General features: G+C 70.9%; 16 protein-coding genes. 3 read left to right on the forward strand and 13 right to left on the reverse strand.

Going from position 1 to position 16,450, the window contains the following annotated elements; all coding sequences use genetic code 11:
• Window positions 1-4: 4 nt before the first annotated feature.
• The 4 genes from KBY32_RS34625 to KBY32_RS34640 all read right to left on the reverse strand — a co-directional run bounded on the left by KBY32_RS34625 (window position 5) and on the right by KBY32_RS34640 (window position 3,325).
• Window positions 5-910: a carbohydrate ABC transporter permease gene (locus KBY32_RS34625; protein ID WP_055624601.1), complete on the reverse strand. Its 906-nt coding sequence runs from the start codon at window positions 908-910 to the stop codon at window positions 5-7.
• Window positions 907-2,220: an extracellular solute-binding protein gene (locus KBY32_RS34630; RefSeq protein ID WP_210982859.1), complete on the reverse strand. Its 1,314-nt coding sequence runs from the start codon at window positions 2,218-2,220 to the stop codon at window positions 907-909. Before KBY32_RS34630 ends, KBY32_RS34625 begins: the two co-directional genes overlap by 4 nt.
• A 215-nt stretch (window positions 2,221-2,435) precedes the next feature.
• On the reverse strand, window positions 2,436-2,723 hold the full coding sequence (locus tag KBY32_RS34635) for a DUF3039 domain-containing protein (RefSeq protein WP_019754409.1): 288 nt from the start codon (window positions 2,721-2,723) through the stop codon (window positions 2,436-2,438).
• 29 nt (window positions 2,724-2,752) lie between these two features.
• The gene (locus KBY32_RS34640) at window positions 2,753-3,325 is read right to left on the reverse strand and encodes a YqgE/AlgH family protein (protein WP_055624603.1); all 573 of its coding nucleotides are present in this window, start codon (window positions 3,323-3,325) and stop codon (window positions 2,753-2,755) included.
• 298 nt (window positions 3,326-3,623) lie between these two features.
• Here KBY32_RS34640 and murA point away from each other — a divergent pair, with 298 nt between their 5' ends.
• The 3 genes from murA to KBY32_RS35770 are packed head-to-tail and all read left to right on the forward strand — an operon-like array spanning window position 3,624 to window position 5,244.
• On the forward strand, window positions 3,624-4,970 hold the full coding sequence (gene murA, locus KBY32_RS34645; RefSeq protein WP_055624604.1) for a UDP-N-acetylglucosamine 1-carboxyvinyltransferase: 1,347 nt from the start codon (window positions 3,624-3,626) through the stop codon (window positions 4,968-4,970).
• 2 nt (window positions 4,971-4,972) lie between these two features.
• The gene (locus KBY32_RS35765) at window positions 4,973-5,107 is read left to right on the forward strand and encodes a hypothetical protein (protein ID WP_267890993.1); all 135 of its coding nucleotides are present in this window, start codon (window positions 4,973-4,975) and stop codon (window positions 5,105-5,107) included.
• Window positions 5,108-5,109: 2 nt separating this feature from the next.
• Complete coding sequence (locus KBY32_RS35770; protein WP_267890993.1) at window positions 5,110-5,244, forward strand: hypothetical protein; 135 nt, start codon at window positions 5,110-5,112, stop codon at window positions 5,242-5,244.
• 76 nt (window positions 5,245-5,320) lie between these two features.
• On the opposite strand, the gene KBY32_RS34650 is transcribed toward KBY32_RS35770, so the two are convergent.
• The 9 genes from KBY32_RS34650 to KBY32_RS34690 form a co-directional block, all read right to left on the reverse strand.
• On the reverse strand, window positions 5,321-5,602 hold the full coding sequence (locus tag KBY32_RS34650) for an HU family DNA-binding protein (protein ID WP_007498188.1): 282 nt from the start codon (window positions 5,600-5,602) through the stop codon (window positions 5,321-5,323).
• 352 nt (window positions 5,603-5,954) lie between these two features.
• On the reverse strand, window positions 5,955-7,376 hold the full coding sequence (locus tag KBY32_RS34655) for an NAD-dependent malic enzyme (RefSeq protein ID WP_055624605.1): 1,422 nt from the start codon (window positions 7,374-7,376) through the stop codon (window positions 5,955-5,957).
• A 317-nt stretch (window positions 7,377-7,693) separates the two neighbouring features.
• Window positions 7,694-10,051 (reverse strand): UvrD-helicase domain-containing protein, encoded by a 2,358-nt coding sequence (locus KBY32_RS34660; RefSeq protein WP_210982860.1) that lies wholly within the window; start codon window positions 10,049-10,051, stop codon window positions 7,694-7,696.
• A gap of 83 nt (window positions 10,052-10,134) precedes the next feature.
• Window positions 10,135-10,917: an anti-sigma factor gene (locus tag KBY32_RS34665; protein WP_210982861.1), complete on the reverse strand. Its 783-nt coding sequence runs from the start codon at window positions 10,915-10,917 to the stop codon at window positions 10,135-10,137.
• 59 nt (window positions 10,918-10,976) lie between these two features.
• Entirely contained in the window at window positions 10,977-11,498 is a 522-nt protein-coding gene (locus KBY32_RS34670) for a sigma-70 family RNA polymerase sigma factor (RefSeq protein ID WP_010039908.1), read from the reverse strand.
• A gap of 319 nt (window positions 11,499-11,817) precedes the next feature.
• Window positions 11,818-12,417: an ABATE domain-containing protein gene (locus KBY32_RS34675; RefSeq protein WP_210982862.1), complete on the reverse strand. Its 600-nt coding sequence runs from the start codon at window positions 12,415-12,417 to the stop codon at window positions 11,818-11,820.
• A gap of 224 nt (window positions 12,418-12,641) precedes the next feature.
• Entirely contained in the window at window positions 12,642-13,793 is a 1,152-nt protein-coding gene (locus tag KBY32_RS34680) for a uroporphyrinogen-III synthase (protein ID WP_055624609.1), read from the reverse strand.
• Between the two features lie 126 nt (window positions 13,794-13,919).
• Complete coding sequence (locus KBY32_RS34685; protein ID WP_210982863.1) at window positions 13,920-15,302, reverse strand: nitrate/nitrite transporter; 1,383 nt, start codon at window positions 15,300-15,302, stop codon at window positions 13,920-13,922.
• 165 nt (window positions 15,303-15,467) lie between these two features.
• Entirely contained in the window at window positions 15,468-16,430 is a 963-nt protein-coding gene (locus tag KBY32_RS34690) for a hypothetical protein (RefSeq protein ID WP_210982864.1), read from the reverse strand.
• Window positions 16,431-16,450: the final 20 nt, after the last annotated feature.

A 16,450-nucleotide genomic window follows, 5' to 3' on the forward strand; every position in this document is an offset into this window, starting at 1 on the left:
GGCCTCACAGTTCCTCTCCCTGCCGGCGCAGCAGCCGCAGGTACACGAGCGTGACCGCCAGCAGGAGCAGCAGCATCACGACGCCGATCGCCGAGCCCAGGCTGTACTGGGAGGACGCGAACGCCTTCTGGTAGGCGTACACGTTCAGCACCAGGTTCTGGCCGGCGATACCGCCGCCGTTGGTCATGACGTAGATCTGGGTGAAGACCTTGAAGTCCCAGATCACCGACTGGATGGTGACGACGACCAGGATCGGCCGGAGCATCGGCGCGAGCACCGAGCGCCAGATCCGCCACTGCGAGGCGCCGTCCAGGGAGGCCGCCTCCAGCACCTCGGACGGGACGGCCCGGATGCCCGCGTAGACCGTCACCATGACGAACGGGAAGGAGCACCAGACCACTTCGAGCAGCACCAGGAAGAAGGCGCTGAAGCGTCCGTACGTCCACGAGTGGTCGCCGAGCCCCAGCAGCCGGTTGACGGGCCCGAAGTCCGGGTCGAACAGGAACAGCCAGACCGTCGACCCGGTGATGGCCGGGGTGGCCCAGGCGCCGAGCGCGGCCAGCATCAGCGCCAGCCGCGGCACGGCCCGCACCCGGGTCAGCAGCACGGCGAGCGCGCAGCCGACCGCCAGGGTCGACACGACGCAGGCCGCCGCGAAGCCGACCGTGGCGATGAGCACCTGCCAGAACTGCTCGTCGGAGAACAGCTCCGTGTAGTTCCCGAACCCCTGGAAGGTGGTCGGCTCGCCCCCGCTGACCTGGGCCTGGGTGTACTCGAAGAACGAGATCAGCCCGAGCTGGTAGACGGGGTAGACGAGCAGTCCGCCGATGACGACGAGGGCGGGGGCGAGGTAGAGCCAGGGTGTCGTGCTCCGCGGGCGGCGGGCCCGCGGCCGGGCGGGCGTTTTCATCCGGCGGAGCCGAACGCCGCGTCCATCTTCTTCGCCGCGTCGCGCGAGGCCCCGGCGACGTCCTTCTTGCCGCTGATGACCTCCTGGAACATGGTCGGCAGGACCAGCGACGCGTCGATCTGGGCCCAGGCGGGCGAGGCGGGGACGAACTTGGTGCCGGCGGCGAGCGTCTCGACGAACGGCTTCACGTACGGCTTCTTCGCCGCGGCCTCACGGCGTACGTCGGCGAACGTCGGCAGGAAGCCCATCGCCTCGAACATGGACTCCTGGGTGTCCTTGGCGGCCAGCCGCTCCATCAGCTGGACGGCGAGGGTGCGGTGCGACGTGCTCTTCAGGACGCCGATGTTGTTGCCGCCCGCGAACGCCGGCGCGACCGATCCGGACTTCACCCCCGGAAGGGGGACGACGGCGTACTTGCCCTTGACCTTGCCGGCCTCCACGGCGGCGTGGCTGAAGTCGCCGCCGATGGCCATGCCGGCCTTGCCCGCGGCGAACGCGGTGACGGTGTCGTTGCCGCCCATGCCGGCGCACTTGGCGGCGGGGCAGTTGTCGTCGGAGAACAGCGAGGTGTAGGCCTTGACGCCCTTCTGGGCCGCGGCGCTGTCGATCGCGGAGGCGTACGAGCCGCCCTTGCCCTCGGCGAGCTCGCCGCCGTTGGCCCATACGAACGGCATGGCGCCGTAGGTGTAGGCGCCGCCGACCACCAGGCCGTACAACTCGGGCTTCTCGGCGCGTATCTTGCGGGCCGTCGTGGCCAACTCGTCCATGGTCTTCGGCAGTTCCAGGCCGAGTTCCTCGAACACGTCGGTGCGGTAGTACAGGGCGCGGACGCCGACGTAGAAGGGCGCTCCGTAGACCTTGCCGTCGACGGTGACGGACTGGCGGGCGGTGGGGTCGGTGTCCTTGGCCTCGTCCCAGGCCGCGAAGTCCTCGGTGATGTCGAGGAGTCCGCCGTCCTTCACATAGCCGGCGGTGTCGGTGTTGCCGTACTCCATGAGGTCAGGTGCCGACTTGGGGTCGTTGAAGGCGGCCTTGACGCGCTGGGCGCGGGTCTCGACGGGGATGTACTCGACGTCGACCTTCGTGCCCTCGTGCTGCTTCTCGAAGTCGGCGACGACGGCGTCGACGACCTTCTCCTTGGGCTTGTTGCCGACTTCCTGGAAGAGCCAGACCCGCAGGGTGCCGGTCTTCTCGTCCTTGTCGGAGGAGGAGTCGCCGGTGGTCTGGGGGGCGCAGGCGGAGACGATCAGGGTGGCGGCCGCGAGGGCGGTGGCGCCCAGGACACGGGCGGCGGGCTTCCTGGTGTTCATGGCACTCCTCCGATGAGGCGTTGCATCATGCGCAATGACGGTTTCGCTGTGCACAACACCGGGAGGCTAGGGAGTTCATGAACACGACCACAAGAGGTCTCAACCACTCTGTGACCGGCCGACGCACTCCGTGCAACGGCCGAACAGCACAAAGGCCCCCAGGATGCGCGAAACGCACCTGGGGGCCTCGGCACACGGGTCCGGGGAGGACGGGCCTACTTGTCGCCCTTGCCCTTGCCCTTGTCGTCGCCGCCCGCGCCCATGGATTCGTAGATCTCCTTGCACATGGGACACACGGGGTACTTCTTGGGGTCGCGGCCCGGCACCCAGACCTTGCCGCAGAGCGCCACGACGGGAGTCCCGTCGAGGGCGCTCGCCATGATCTTGTCCTTCTGGACGTAGTGGGCGAAGCGCTCGTGGTCGCCGTCGCCGTGGGAAGTCTGCGGCGTGGGCTCGACGAGGGTCCCCGTACCAGTCCCGCGCTCGGGCTCGAGAGTGCTCATACCGCCAAGGGTACTGAAGCTCACAGCCATCAGTTGAGCGAAGGGTCGTCCGGATACGTGGCCACCATCGCGAGCTCGTTGCGCTGGCGGCGCAGCACCTCGCGCCACAGCCGCTCGGGCGCCGGGGACGACACGTCACCGGGCTCGGACTCGACGACGTACCAGGCGCCGTCGACCAGTTCGTCCTCCAGCTGACCGGGCCCCCAGCCGGCGTACCCGGCGAAGATCCGCAGCGACCCCACGGCCGGCGCCAGCAGCTCCGGCGGCGCCTCCAGGTCCACCAGGCCGATCGCGCCGTGCACCCGGCGCCAGCCCAGCGGCGCGCTGTCCCCGTCCGCGTCGCCGGGGATCACGGCGACGCCGAGCGCCGAGTCCAGCGACACCGGGCCGCCCTGGAAGACGACGCCGGGCTCGCCGGTGAGATCCGCCCAGCCCTCCAGGATGTCGCCCACGTCGACGGGGGTCGGCCGGTTGAGGACGACACCGAGGGAGCCCTCCTCGTCGTGGTCGAGAAGGAGCACCACCGCACGGTCGAAGTTCGGGTCCGCCAGGGCGGGCGTGGCCACGAGCAGCCGCCCTGTGAGCGAGGACACCTCGGTCATGCCAGACATGATCCCGCATCTTCCCCCCACATGGGGAGGCAATGCCGCTTCGCGGGGGAACGCGGCCGGGGCGGGAGGGAGCGTCCTGGTGAGGCCGGGTCCGCCGGGGGCGGTGGGACACGGGTGTGCGCCCCGGGGCGCGGGGCCGGGCGGTGACCGCTCGTGCCCGGCGCGGAACCGTTCGTGTTGTGACAGGACTATGACGTCGCTGAGCCCTGCACGGGCTTACTCCAGGGGGGTGCGCGGCGATTACCCTTTCCCTTCTGGCCCCTGCCCAACTCATCGGAACGCGAGATACATGACCGTCAACGGCAATGACGATGTACTGCTTGTCCACGGCGGAACCCCGCTCGAGGGCGAGATCCGTGTCCGCGGTGCGAAGAACCTCGTACCGAAGGCCATGGTCGCCGCCCTCCTGGGCAGTGGCCCCAGCCGACTGCGCAACGTCCCCGACATCCGGGACGTCCGGGTCGTTCGCGGCCTGCTCCAACTGCACGGTGTCACCGTCCGACCGGGTGAGGAGCCCGGCGAGCTGGTGATGGACCCGTCGCACGTCGAGAGCGCCAACGTCGCTGACATCGATGCCCACGCGGGATCGAGCCGGATCCCGATCCTGTTCTGCGGCCCGCTGCTGCACCGCCTCGGCCACGCCTTCATCCCGGGCCTCGGCGGCTGCGACATCGGCGGCCGGCCCATCGACTTCCACTTCGAGGTGCTGCGGCAGTTCGGCGCGCGGATCGAGAAGCGGGCCGACGGGCAGTACCTGGAGGCCCCGCAGCGGCTGCGCGGCACCAAGATCCGGCTGCCGTACCCGTCCGTCGGCGCGACCGAGCAGGTCCTGCTGACGGCCGTCCTCGCGGAGGGCGTCACCGAGCTCTCGAACGCGGCCGTCGAGCCGGAGATCGAGGACCTCATCTGCGTGCTGCAGAAGATGGGCGCCATCATCGCGATGGACACCGACCGCACCATCCGCATCACCGGTGTCGACAAACTCGACGGTTACGCCCACCGCGCCCTGCCGGACCGTCTGGAGGCCGCCTCGTGGGCGTCCGCGGCGCTGGCGACCGAGGGCAACATCTACGTCCGTGGGGCGCAGCAGCGCTCGATGATGACGTTCCTCAACACCTACCGGAAGGTGGGCGGTGCCTTCGAGATCGACGACGAGGGCATCCGTTTCTGGCACCCCGGCGGCCAGTTGAAGTCCATCGCGCTGGAGACGGACGTGCACCCGGGCTTCCAGACCGACTGGCAGCAGCCCCTGGTGGTCGCGCTGACGCAGGCGACGGGCCTGTCCATCATCCACGAGACGGTCTACGAGTCCCGCCTCGGCTTCACCTCCGCCCTGAACCAGATGGGCGCGCACATCCAGCTGTACCGCGAGTGCCTGGGCGGCTCCGACTGCCGTTTCGGGCAGCGCAACTTCCTGCACTCCGCCGTCGTCTCGGGCCCCACGAAGCTCCAGGGCGCCGATCTGGTCATCCCCGACCTGCGCGGCGGCTTCTCGTACCTCATCGCGGCGCTGGCGGCCCAGGGCACGTCCCGGGTCCACGGCATCGAACTGATCAACCGCGGCTACGAGAACTTCATGGAGAAGCTGGTCGAGCTGGGCGCGAAGGTCGAACTGCCGGGCAAGGCGCTCGGCTGACCGTGCCACGCGGCGCCGGGCGGGGCGGCGCCGTCCCCGGCTGGGGGTCCGGGGGTCATCCCCCGGGCAGGCACAGCATGGAGAAGCTGGTCGAGCTGGGCGCGAAGGTCGAACTGCCGGGCAAGGCGCTCGGCTGACCGTGCCCCGCGGCGCCGGGCGGGGCGGCGCCGTCCCCGGCTGGGGGTCCGGGGGTCATCCCCCGGGCAGGCACAGCATGGAGAAGCTGGTCGAGCTGGGCGCGAAGGTCGAACTCCCGGGCAAGGCGCTCGGCTGAGGCTGTTCATGGCGAAGGGGCGGTCACCCATTCCGGGTGACCGCCCCTTCGGCGTCTCTCGCTCGAGGCGGAGCGCTTACTTGCCCTTCGCGGCTTCCTTGAGCTTGGAGCCCGCGGAGACCTTCACGCTGTAGCCGGCGGGGATCTGGATCGGGTCGCCGGTCTGCGGGTTGCGGGCGGTGCGAGCGGCACGGTGGGTGCGCTCGAAGGTCAGGAAGCCAGGGATGGTGACCTTCTCGTCGCCCTTGGCGACGACCTCGCCGACGGTCTCGGCGAACGCGGCCAGCACGGCGTCGGCGTCCTTGCGGGTCACCTCGGCGCGGTCGGCCAGCGCGGCCACCAGCTCACTGCGGTTCATGTTGTTACTCCCGTGTTCAATTGCCTTGAGGCGTGCCACGCGGCGGAGCCGCATGTCGGGCACAGCGGTGTCGATGCTGCCAGGGTCCTCGGTCGGTCCCCGGACCGGGTCCGTGGCCAGACCCTCGCGCCCAGGGACGCATCCTGCCCCTACCTGCGGCGGGAAAGCCAATCCGGCACCCGGAGGAGTCGTGAGAACACCCTTGGGAGTCACACGAAGAGAGGGCCTGAGCCTGGCCGTCACGATAAACGGCGAAAACAGGCCTCAGGTTCCGCGACGCGCCGTCACAAGGGCTTGCCGTGGTGATCCTCACAGCCCGGTCACACGTGCCGGTTACCCCGCCGCACGGGGCTTACGCCCCCGAGGAAGCGGTCGCGGCCTTGGCGGCCTCGCGGACGGCGCCGGCGACGGCACCGGCGACCTTGTCGTTGAAGACGCTGGGGACGATGTAGTTCGGGTTGAGCTCGTCCTCGGTGACCACGTCGGCCAGAGCCTTCGCGGCCGCGAGCATCATGTCCGTGTTGACGGTGCGGGACTGCGCGTCCAGCAGACCGCGGAACACACCCGGGAAGACCAGCACGTTGTTGATCTGGTTGGGGAAGTCCGAGCGGCCGGTGGCCACAACTGCGGCCGTCTGACGGGCGATTGCCGGGTCGACCTCGGGGTCCGGGTTCGCGAGCGCGAACACGATCGCGCCCTCCGCCATGGCGGCCACGTCGTCGGCGTCGAGCACGTTGGGGGCCGAGACACCGATGAAGACGTCGGCGCCGCGCACGGCCTCCTTCAGGGTGCCGGTGAGGTTCTCCGGGTTGGTGTTGTCCGCGATCCAGCGCAGCGGCGAGTCCGCCGGGGCCTGGCGCAGGTCCTCACGGCCCGTGTGCACGACCCCGTGGATGTCGGCCACGACGGCGTTCTTCACGCCCGCGGCGAGCAGCAGCTTGAGGATGGCCGTACCGGCCGCGCCGGCGCCGGACATGACCACGCGGATGTTCTCGATGGCCTTGCCGGTCACCCGAAGGGCGTTGGTCAGTGCCGCGAGGACGACGATCGCCGTGCCGTGCTGGTCGTCGTGGAAGACCGGGATGTCCAGGGCCTCGCGCAGCCGGGCCTCGATCTCGAAGCAGCGCGGAGCGGAGATGTCCTCCAGATTGATGCCCGCGAAGCCGGGGGCGATCGCCTTGACGATCTCCACGATCGCGTCGGTGTCCTGGGTGTCCAGGCAGATCGGCCAGGCGTCGATGCCCGCGAACCGCTTGAACAGGGCCGCCTTGCCCTCCATGACCGGCAGCGCCGCCTTCGGGCCGATGTTGCCCAGGCCGAGGACCGCGGAGCCGTCGGTGACGACCGCGACGGAGTTGCGCTTGATGGTCAGCCGGCGGGCGTCCTCGGGGTTCTCGGCGATCGCCATGCACACGCGGGCCACACCGGGCGTGTAGACCATGGACAGGTCGTCACGGTTGCGGATGGGATGCTTCGACGCCATCTCGATCTTGCCGCCGAGGTGCATCAGGAACGTACGGTCGGAGACCTTGCCGAGCGTGACGCCCTCGATCTGGCGCAGCTGTTCGACGATCTCGTCGGCGTGCGCGGTGGAGGTCGCGGCGATGGTGACGTCGATGCGGAGCTTCTCGTGGCCGGACGCGGTGACGTCGAGGCCGGTCACCGAGCCTCCGTGGGACTCCACGGCCGTGGTGAGCTGGGAGACCGCGGTTCCGCTCGCGGGCACCTCCAGCCGGACCGTCATCGAGTAGGAGACGCTGGGCGCCGTTGCCATGGCCGACTTCCTCTGCTTTCACCGTATAGCTGCGATCTGCCGTCCGATCGTCGCACCTACCGCCGAGTAGGAGTTAGCCGGGCTGACATTGCGAACGTATTGTTCGCCACGTCTTCTCATGAGAAGAGGCCCACGTCACATCCGTGACGTGGGCCTCCGCCCTACGTAGGTGACACCGACCCGCCATGCTCGCCTCGCGGCAAGTGGTCGCTCGTAGCGACGAAGGTTGGGCCCGGGGGCTTGGATCGAGCCGGTGTCACGTCCAGGCTAACAAACGGATGCCGTGAGGCCATTCCCTCCGGCGGTGTTCCTTCTCATCAGTCCCTGAGCAGGTCCGGGAGCCCGTCGGCGTCCGGCTCGTCGCGCTCCCCCGACACGACCGTGAGCTGCTGCGTCGCCCGGGTCAGCGCCACGTACAGCACGCGCAGTCCGGCCGGTGACTCGTCGGCGATCTCCGCCGGGGAGACCACCACCGTGGCGTCGTACTCCAGGCCCTTGGCCTCCAGGCTGCCGAGCGCCACGACCCGGTCGCCGAGCCCGGCCAGCCAGCGGGCCGCCTCCTCGCGGCGCTGCATGGCGACGACCACGCCGACCGTGCCGTCGACCTGGTCCAGCAGCCGGGCGGCCTCGGCGCGGACGGTCGCGGCGAGGGAGTCCCGGACGACCGTGAACCTGGGCCGTACGCCGGTCGAACGCACCGCCGACGGTGAGGTGGAGCCCGGCATGGCGAGGGCGAGCACCTTCGCGGCCAGCTCGGCGATCTCGGCCGGGTTGCGGTAGTTGACGGTGAGCTGGAAGCGGCGGCGGGGCCGGCTGCCCAGGGCCTCGTCGCGGGCCTCGGCGGCCTCGTCGGGGTCGGACCAGGACGACTGGGCCGGGTCCCCGACGACCGTCCAGGTGGCGTGCCGGCCGCGGCGGCCGACCATGCGCCACTGCATCGGCGTCAGATCCTGCGCCTCGTCGACGATGACGTGCGCGTACTCGACGCGTTCGGCGGCCAGCCGCTCGGCGCGCTCGCGCTGCGACTCCTCGCGCACCGGCATCAGCTCCTCGAGGCCGGTGAGCTGGTCGAGCGGGTCCAGTTCGCGTTTGCGGCGGGGGCGGGCCGGGGTGCCGAGGATCGCCTGGAGCTCGTCCAGCAGGGCGATGTCGTGCACGGACAGGCCGTCGCGGCGCAGCGAGCGGGCGACCTTGCGGATCTCGCCCGGGTTGAGGACCCGGCGGGCCCAGCGGCCGAGCCGGCGCTCGTCGGCCATCGCCGCGAGGACGGCGGCCGGGGTGAGCTCCGGCCACCAGGCGTCCAGGAACGCGATGAAGCTGTCCTCCGAGGTCACGTCCTCGTCGAAGGAGGAGCGCAGCTCGGCGGCGAGCTCGGGGTCGCTGTGCCGTTTGGCGCCGCCGGACTGCTCCCACAGGGCGTCGAGCAGCAGCTTGCGGGCGCGCGGGCGCAGCAGGTTCACGGGAGCCGTCCCGCCGAGGGCGGTGCGCCGGACCCGGTCGAGGGCGTCGGCCTCCAGCTCCAGCCGGCGCCCGAAGGCGACCACGCGCAAGCGGGTCGGGGGGCCCGCGGGCACCGGGGCGGGGTCGTCGCCGAACGCGAGCTGCCCGCCGCGGTCGCCGCCGGTGCCCCGGGCGCCCGCGCCCAGCTCCAGTGCGCCGCGCGCCGCCTTCCGCAGCACCTTGAGCATCCGGTACGAGCCCTTGGCGCGGGCGGTGGCCGGGGAGTCGTACAGCGTGGCCTCGGCGCCGTCGACCAGGGAGCCGATCGCGCGGATGGCGACCTGGCCCTCCTCGCCGAGCGACGGGAGCACGCCCTCGGTGTACGCCACCAGCAGCGGGGTCGGCGAGACGATGAGGATGCCGCCCGCGTACCGGCGCCGGTCCTGGTAGAGCAGGTAGGCGGCGCGGTGCAGGGCGACGGCGGTCTTGCCGGTGCCGGGGCCGCCCTCGACGTACGTGACGGAGGCGGCGGGGGCGCGGATGACCATGTCCTGCTCGGCCTGGATGGACGCCACGATGTCCCGCATGGTGTGACCGCGGGCCTGGCCGAGGGCGGCCATCAGGGCGCCGTCGCCGATGACGGGCAGTTCCTCACCGTTCAGTGACGCCTTCAGCTCGGGTCGCATCAGGTCGTCCTCGACACCGAGGACCCTGCGCCCCTTGGAGCGGATGACCCGGCGCCGGACGACCCGCCCGGGGTCGACCGGGGTGGAGCGGTAGAAGGGCGCGGCGGCCGGGGCGCGCCAGTCGATGACCAGCGGCGCGTAGTCCTGGTCGAGCACGCCGATGCGCCCGATGTGCAGGGTCTCGGCGATGTCGGCGGTGTTGTCGTCGCGGACCGCGCCCTCGGCGGGCTCCACGGCGGTGTAGGCGCCGTCGGGCCCCTTCTTGCCGTCCTTGCCGAGGAGCAGGTCGATCCGGCCGAAGAGGAAGTCCTCGAACTCGTTGTTGAGCCGGTTGAGGTGCACTCCGGCGCGGAAGACCTGCGCGTCGCGTTCGGCGAGCGCGCCGGGTGTGCCGACCTGACCGCGCTGGGCGGCGTCGTTCATGAGGAACTCGGCCTCGTGGATCTTCTCCTCGAGACGCCGGTACACCCGGTCGAGATGTTCCTGTTCGACGCCGATCTCTCGGTCTCGCAGGGAGTCGAGCGCACTGTCCTGCGCCTGAGCGGCCACCGGGCCCCCTTCTGACGTGCTGGGCAGCCGTCAAAGGTACGCGAAGGGGGGCCGGTGGCGCTACGACAGGCCCTGCGGGGTGCCTACACGTCGACCTGCACGAGCTTGTTCCCGTCGAAGTCGATGATCTCGACGTGGTCGATCTTGTCCGGGGACATGGCGACGCCGCCGCTGACGTAGAGCGGGTTCCTGGCCTGCTCGGTCTTCGCGTCCGGGAGGCCGTAGCCCCACTTGGGCACGGACCAGGAGGCCGCCGTCTCGCGCGAGCCGTCCTTGCTGACGAAGACCATGGAGCACTTGAGCGGACCCTTGACGCCCTTGAGCTCCAGGCCGGTCTCGGTGCCCCAGAGCTTCTCGCTCAGGCCGACGGTCGCGGTGACGCCGGTGGTGGCGTCGGTGCCGGTGACCTTGTTCTCGATGCCGGTGAACAGCTCCTTGGCGGGGTTGGCCGCCTGCACCGTGCGGTTCCCCTCGGTGCCGCCGCCTCCACTGTCGCCGTTCGTCGCGACGGCCACGAAGGGACCGCCGACGATCAGCGCGGCCGCCGCGGCCACGAGGTAGAAACCGCGCCGGCGCTTCTGGGCGCGGCGCTCGGCGACCTCGTCGACGAGCTTGTTCACCAGGCGCGGGCTGGGCTTGGCCGACAGCGAGTCGCCGATGTCGGGAGTGCCGGCTCCGGGCAGGTCCGCGAGGGCGGCCAGCATCGGTTCCATTCCGGCGAGTTCGTCCAGCTGCTGGGCGCACCATTCGCAGGTGGCCAGGTGAGCCTCGAAAGCGGTTGCCTCGGCGTCGTCGAGAATCCCGAGGGCGTAGGCGCCGACGGTCTCGTGTTCGCTGGGGCCCGGTCGTCCCTGCGTGGGGCTCATGGAGCCAGACATACCCGACCCGCCCATGCCGAATCCCTGGTTTCCCCCGTATCCGCTCATCACGCCGTCACCCCCCGCTCCTCCAGAGCCAGCTTCATCGACCGCAGGGCGTAGAAAACCCTTGAGCGGACGGTTCCGCTGGGTATGCCCAGGGTCTCGGCCGCCTCATTGACCGTACGCCCCTTGAAGTACGTCTCGACGAGGACCTCCCGGTGGGCGGGGGTCAGGTCGTCGAGCGCGTCCGACAGCGTCATCAACCACAGCGCCTTGTCGATCTCGTCCTCCGCGGGGATGACCTCCAGCGGCGACGGATCGACCTCCTGCGGCCGGGCCTGCCGGCTGCGGTGGCCGTCGATGACGATGCGCCGGGCGACCGTCACCAGCCAGGGGCGTACCGATCCGGTCGCTCGATTGAGCTGTCCGGCGTTCTTCCAGGCACGGATGAGCGTCTCCTGCACGACGTCCTCTGCTCGTTGCCGATCACCGGCGACCAGACGGAGGACATACGCAAGGAGGGGTCCGGCGTGCTCTCTGTACAGCGCACGCATCAGCTCCTCATCAGGTTCCGAGGGCTGGGACATGCGATGTCGGGCCCTCGATCCACGTTCATTGGCCACGACGGAATCCTTGCGCACGCCCACCTCCGATGTCCGGGGGTTCCCCCAGTCGGTCGCTCGACCACCCGTACGCAGACGGCGGGTTGCGTGTTCAACGTGAGGCGACAGTTTTCTTCGGAGTGACGTGACGAGCCAGACATGGCGCCACATTCCCACCGTGCGATCTTTACATTTCCGTCACATCGGCAAGATCATTTCCACGCTTCCCTACGGTGGCGTAGGTAAACAACGTGTAATCGAAATCACTTCGACGACCCGAGAACACAAGGGACATAACGGGCGGTCAGCTGCGTGCGAGGGCCGCGCGGCGACGGTGCCGGGCCACTCTTTCGCGGTTTCCGCAGACCTCGCTGGAGCACCAGCGCCTCCGCCGCCCCCGGGACGTGTCCAGGTACACGAGGGGACAATTGTCCCCTTCACACTCCCGCAGCCCCGCCCGCGCGACGGGGTCGGTGAGCAGCTCCAGGACGTCCCGCGCGAGGGCGCCGAGCAACTCCGCGCAGACGGGCGGCCGCTCCAGCCGCCGCACCAGCGAACCGTCCACGCCGCGCACGGCCCGCGGGGCGGGGGGCGCGGCGCGGGCGAGGTCGTTCACCCGCTCCAGCGCCCTGTCGTACGACGGCCAGGACGCCGGCCCGGCCAGCGCCCCGCGCACCAACTGATCCGTGCAAGCGCGTACTTCCCGGAAGCCGGTGACCCAGGAGGCGTCGGCGTGCCCGAGCGGGGTGTGCGGGGGCACGAGCCCCGACCCGGTGATCCACGCGCACAACACCTCGACGGAGACGAACCGTTCACAAGGGTGCGCGGTCGCGAGCAGATCCAGACTGATCCGCCCCGCGCCGAACCGCAGCTCGTACGCGGCCGTGGCCGTACCCGGTGCCATGTGCCTGTCACCGCCTAGGGGTCACCGTCCCCCGTCGGCGGGGGCCGGTGGATGCGTGAAGGGGCTGAGGAACCGTTCCCTCCCACAGTGCCCGTCGCCGCGCTCCGCCGGAACCCCTCGTACCGAGGCACACCCAGGGCGGCAGGGGTTCGGGGGCGGCAGCCACCGAGAGACGGCCACCCCCACGCCGGGTACAGCCCGACAGGGGCTCACCCCAACGCCCCTCACTCGCCCCCGTACTTCGCGTCGGCGGCCGGATCCAGCGCCAGCCGATACCCCCGTTTCACCACCGTCTGGATCAGCTTCGGCGCCCCCAGGGCCGTACGCAGCCGGGCCATCGCCGTCTCCACGGCGTGCTCGTCGCGCCCGGCGCCGGGCAGCGCGCGCAGCAGGTCGGCGCGGGCCACGACCCACCCCGGCCGCCGGGCCAGGGCCCGCAGCAGGGACATCCCGGCGGGCGGCACCGGCCGCAGCTCCCCGTCGACCAGCACCGCGTGGCCGCGAATCTCGACCCGGTGCCCGGCAATCGGCAGCGACCGCGCGCGGCCGGGCAGTTCCCGGCACAGCAGCTGCACCAGCGGCCCGAGCCGGAAGCGTTCGGGCTGCACGGTGTCGACGCCCCGCGCCTGCAACGGCAGGGCGGTGACCGGTCCCACGCAGGCCGGCAGGACGTCGTGCCCGAGCGCGGCCAGCAGTTCGTCGAGCAGTCCGCGTTCCTCGGCCCGCGTCAGCAGGGAGGCGGCGGCCGGCGCGCTGGTGAAGGTCACCGCGTCCAGCGAACGGGAGATCGCCGCGTCCAGCAGCCGGTCCACCGGGCCGATCTCCACGGGCGGCAGCCACCGGTACACGGGCACGCCGAGCACCTCCGCCCCGCCGGCCCGAAGGGCCTCCACGAAGCCGGGCAGCGGTTCGCCGTGCAGCTGGACGGCGATCCGGCGCCCCTCGACGCCCTCCTCCAGCAGCCGGTCCAGCACCTCGGCCATGGACTCGCTGGACGGCGACCACTCCTCGGTCAGCCCGGCCGCCCGCACCGCGCCCTTGACCTTGGGCCCGCGCGCGAGCAGCTCCACCTCGCGCAGCCGGTTCAGCAGATCCTCGCCGAGGCCCCAGCCGTCGGCGGCCTCGACCCAGCCCCGGAAGCCGATCGCGGTCGTGGCGACCACGACGTCCGGGTGCCGCTGGATGATCTCCTTCGTCGCGGCGAGCAGTTCGCTGTCGTCGGAGAGCGGCACGATGCGCAGCGCCGGTGCGTGCACGACGGCGGCGCCGCGCCGCTGGAGCAACGCCCCGAGCTCGTCGGCACGGCGCGCGGCGGTGACGCCCACGGTGAACCCGGCGAGGGGTCCATGGTCGGGTTGCTGCTGTTCGTCGTACATAACTCTCGTTCCGCACTCGAGTCGTGGTGCCGGTGCCGGACGCCCGCACACGTGCGTCCGCATGCCGAGCGAGCCTGTCAACGGTGCGTGACAGGCTCGGATCGGCCACGTGTCAGCGGTGTTACGTCACACCTCGGCGTAGCTGAGCTGCGGCTTCGTCTCCGTCGCCGAAGCCGTGGAGGTCGTGGCGGGCGCCGGGCGGCGAAGGTATACGGCCCAGGTGACCGCGAAGCAGAGGCCGTAGAAGGCGAGAAAGGCGACGAAGGCGCCGGTGCCGGAACCCACGCTGAGGAAGGACTGGCGGAAGGCGAGGTTGATGCCGAGTCCGCCGAGCGCGCCCACCGCGCCGATGAGCCCCATGGAGGCGCCGGAGAGCCGGCGGCCGTAGGCGGCGGCCGCGTCGCCCTCCAGGCCGCGGGCGAGCGCCTTGGCGTGGAAGATGCCGGGGATCATCTTGAACGTGGAGCCGTTGCCGAGCCCGGTCAGGACGAACAGGGCGATGAAGGCCACGGTGAACAGCGGCAGCGACTCGCGGATGGACGCCACGATGACGACGCCGGTCGCGGCGGCCATGGCGACGTAGTTCCACAGGGTGATCCGGGCGCCGCCGAAGCGGTCGGCGAGCGAGCCGCCGAGGGGACGGATCAGGGAGCCCAGCAGCGGGCCGATGAAGGTGACGTAGGCGGCCTGCAGGGGCGTACGGCCGAACTGGGTCTGCAGGACCAGGCCGAAGGCGAAGCTGTAGCCGATGAAGGAGCCGAAGGTGCCGATATAGAGGAAGGACATGATCCAGGTGTGCGGGTCCTTCGCGGCGTCCTTGGCGGCACCGGTGTCGTTGCGGACGGAGGAGATGCTGTCCATCTTCAGCCAGGCGAGGACCACGGCGACCACGATGAACGGGATGTAGAGGCCGAGCAGCAGACGCGGGCCACCGCTGGCGCCGATCACGGCGAGACCGACGAGCTGCACGACGGGCACGCCGATGTTGCCGCCGCCCGCGTTCAGGCCGAGCGCCCAGCCTTTCTTCCGCAGCGGGAAGAAGGCGTTGATGTTGGTCATGCTGGAGGCGAAGTTGCCGCCGCCGACGCCGGCCAGCATCGCGCAGATCAGGAAGGTGGCGAAGGACGTCCCCGGTTCCATCACCAGGAACGCGGCGACGGTCGGCACGAGCAGCAGGCTCGCCGAGACCACCGTCCACATCCGGCCGCCGAAGACGGCGACGGCGAAGGTGTAGGGGACGCGGACGACGGCGCCGACCAGGGTGGCCATCGAGACGATGGTGAACTTGTCGGCGGGGGTGAGGCCGTACTCCGGCCCCATGAACAGCACCATCACGGACCACAGGGTCCAGATCGAGAACCCGATGTGCTCGGAGAGCACGGAGAAGAACAGGTTGCGGCGGGCGATCCGCTCCCCGGTGGTGTTCCAGAAGGTCTCGTCCTCGGGGTCCCAGTGGTCGATCCAGCGGCCTCCCCTGCTCGCGACGGGGGCAGTGCTCGGGGCTGTCATGGCGCCTCCACGGTCTTCGGGCTCGGTCGCCTGCGAGTGGCTGATCCCGAAGGTAGGGAGGGCGCGTTTCCGGGCTGTGGCACCCGGTGACCGGCAAGGAACGTTGCTCTCACCCGCCGGGCGGGGCGGATGAGAGGTCCCGCGAGCCCGGCCCGTACGGGCCGGTCAAGGCTGCTGCGGGGGCTGCCAGTGCGGGTTCTGCTGCGGATACGGCGGCTGCGCCTGCCCGTAGCCCTGCGGCGGCTGCCCGTACGGCTGCTGCGGCTGCCCGTATGCCTGCCCGTACGGCTGCTGCGGGGGCGCCGCGTAGGGACTCTGGGGCGGCTGGGGCTGCTGCGGCTGGTACGGCTGCTGAGGCACCTGGGGCGCGGAGTACGGGCCCGGGGCGGGCTGATGGCCGTACGAGACCGGCGCGGCGGGCTGCGCGTAGGGCGCCGGAGCCTGCTGCCCGTACCCACCGGGAGCTGCCGGTGCCTGCTGCCCGTACCCACCGGGGACGCCCGGCGCCGCTGCCGGAGCCTGTCGCCCGTACGGTCCGCTCCCGCTCGCCGGCAGATACCGCAGCCGGCCCGTCTCGTCCCGCACGGGTGTGAACCCGGCGGCCGTGAGCCGCGCGGCGAACTTGGCGTTCCGCTTGCGGGTGACGACGACACCGACGGCGAGCAGCGCCATGAGCCCCAGCCAGCTGAGGACGGCGAAGAAGGCGGAGTCGCCCTCCATGTCCGCCTTCAGGGCGGAGAAGAAGAAGCCACCGGTGATACCGGCGGCCGCCCAGTACAGGCGCTTCTCGACATGCCGGCCGGTGAGGTCGAAGTTGATGCGCGCCTTGAGCAGCTCGTGCGCGTCGGGCACGAGCGGCGGCACCGAGACACCGTCACCGGCGTCCGGGTACTGCGCCCAGTTCTGCGCGGCCCGGGCGCGGGCCTGGGGGCTGGGGTCGGGCGCGATCAGCATCACGAGGGCGTTGTTGCGCCCGCCCTGCTTCACGTCCAGATACTCGTAGCCGAACTGCTGGGCGATGAAGGCGAGATGGGCGAGCTTCTTCACCGAGGCCATCGGGCTCGTGAGCTCCACGGGCTGACCGCTCGCGATCAACCGCAGCATCTTCTGGACCTGCCGCTTGCTCACGCGTCACCCACTCCCCCACC

This window comes from Streptomyces sp. RK62 (assembly GCF_018070255.1).
Classification (GTDB): Bacteria; Actinomycetota; Actinomycetes; order Streptomycetales; family Streptomycetaceae; genus Streptomyces; species Streptomyces nigra.

Excerpts from the sequence above, each read along its gene's own strand:
- KBY32_RS34630 (WP_210982859.1), bottom strand. The coding sequence starts at position 2,220 with ATGAACACCAGGAAGCCCGCCGCCCGTGTCCTGGGCGCCACCGCCCTC.
- KBY32_RS34625 (WP_055624601.1), bottom strand. The coding sequence starts at position 910 with ATGAAAACGCCCGCCCGGCCGCGGGCCCGCCGCCCGCGGAGCACGACA.
- KBY32_RS34635 (WP_019754409.1), bottom strand. The coding sequence starts at position 2,723 with ATGAGCACTCTCGAGCCCGAGCGCGGGACTGGTACGGGGACCCTCGTC.
- KBY32_RS34675 (WP_210982862.1), bottom strand. The coding sequence starts at position 12,417 with ATGGCACCGGGTACGGCCACGGCCGCGTACGAGCTGCGGTTCGGCGCG.
- KBY32_RS34640 (WP_055624603.1), bottom strand. The coding sequence starts at position 3,325 with ATGACCGAGGTGTCCTCGCTCACAGGGCGGCTGCTCGTGGCCACGCCC.
- KBY32_RS34665 (WP_210982861.1), bottom strand. The coding sequence starts at position 10,917 with ATGAGCCCCACGCAGGGACGACCGGGCCCCAGCGAACACGAGACCGTC.
- KBY32_RS34685 (WP_210982863.1), bottom strand. The coding sequence starts at position 15,302 with ATGACAGCCCCGAGCACTGCCCCCGTCGCGAGCAGGGGAGGCCGCTGG.
- murA (WP_055624604.1), top strand. The coding sequence starts at position 3,624 with ATGACCGTCAACGGCAATGACGATGTACTGCTTGTCCACGGCGGAACC.
- KBY32_RS34670 (WP_010039908.1), bottom strand. The coding sequence starts at position 11,498 with ATGTCCCAGCCCTCGGAACCTGATGAGGAGCTGATGCGTGCGCTGTAC.
- KBY32_RS34655 (WP_055624605.1), bottom strand. The coding sequence starts at position 7,376 with ATGGCAACGGCGCCCAGCGTCTCCTACTCGATGACGGTCCGGCTGGAG.
- KBY32_RS34650 (WP_007498188.1), bottom strand. The coding sequence starts at position 5,602 with ATGAACCGCAGTGAGCTGGTGGCCGCGCTGGCCGACCGCGCCGAGGTG.
- KBY32_RS34680 (WP_055624609.1), bottom strand. The coding sequence starts at position 13,793 with ATGTACGACGAACAGCAGCAACCCGACCATGGACCCCTCGCCGGGTTC.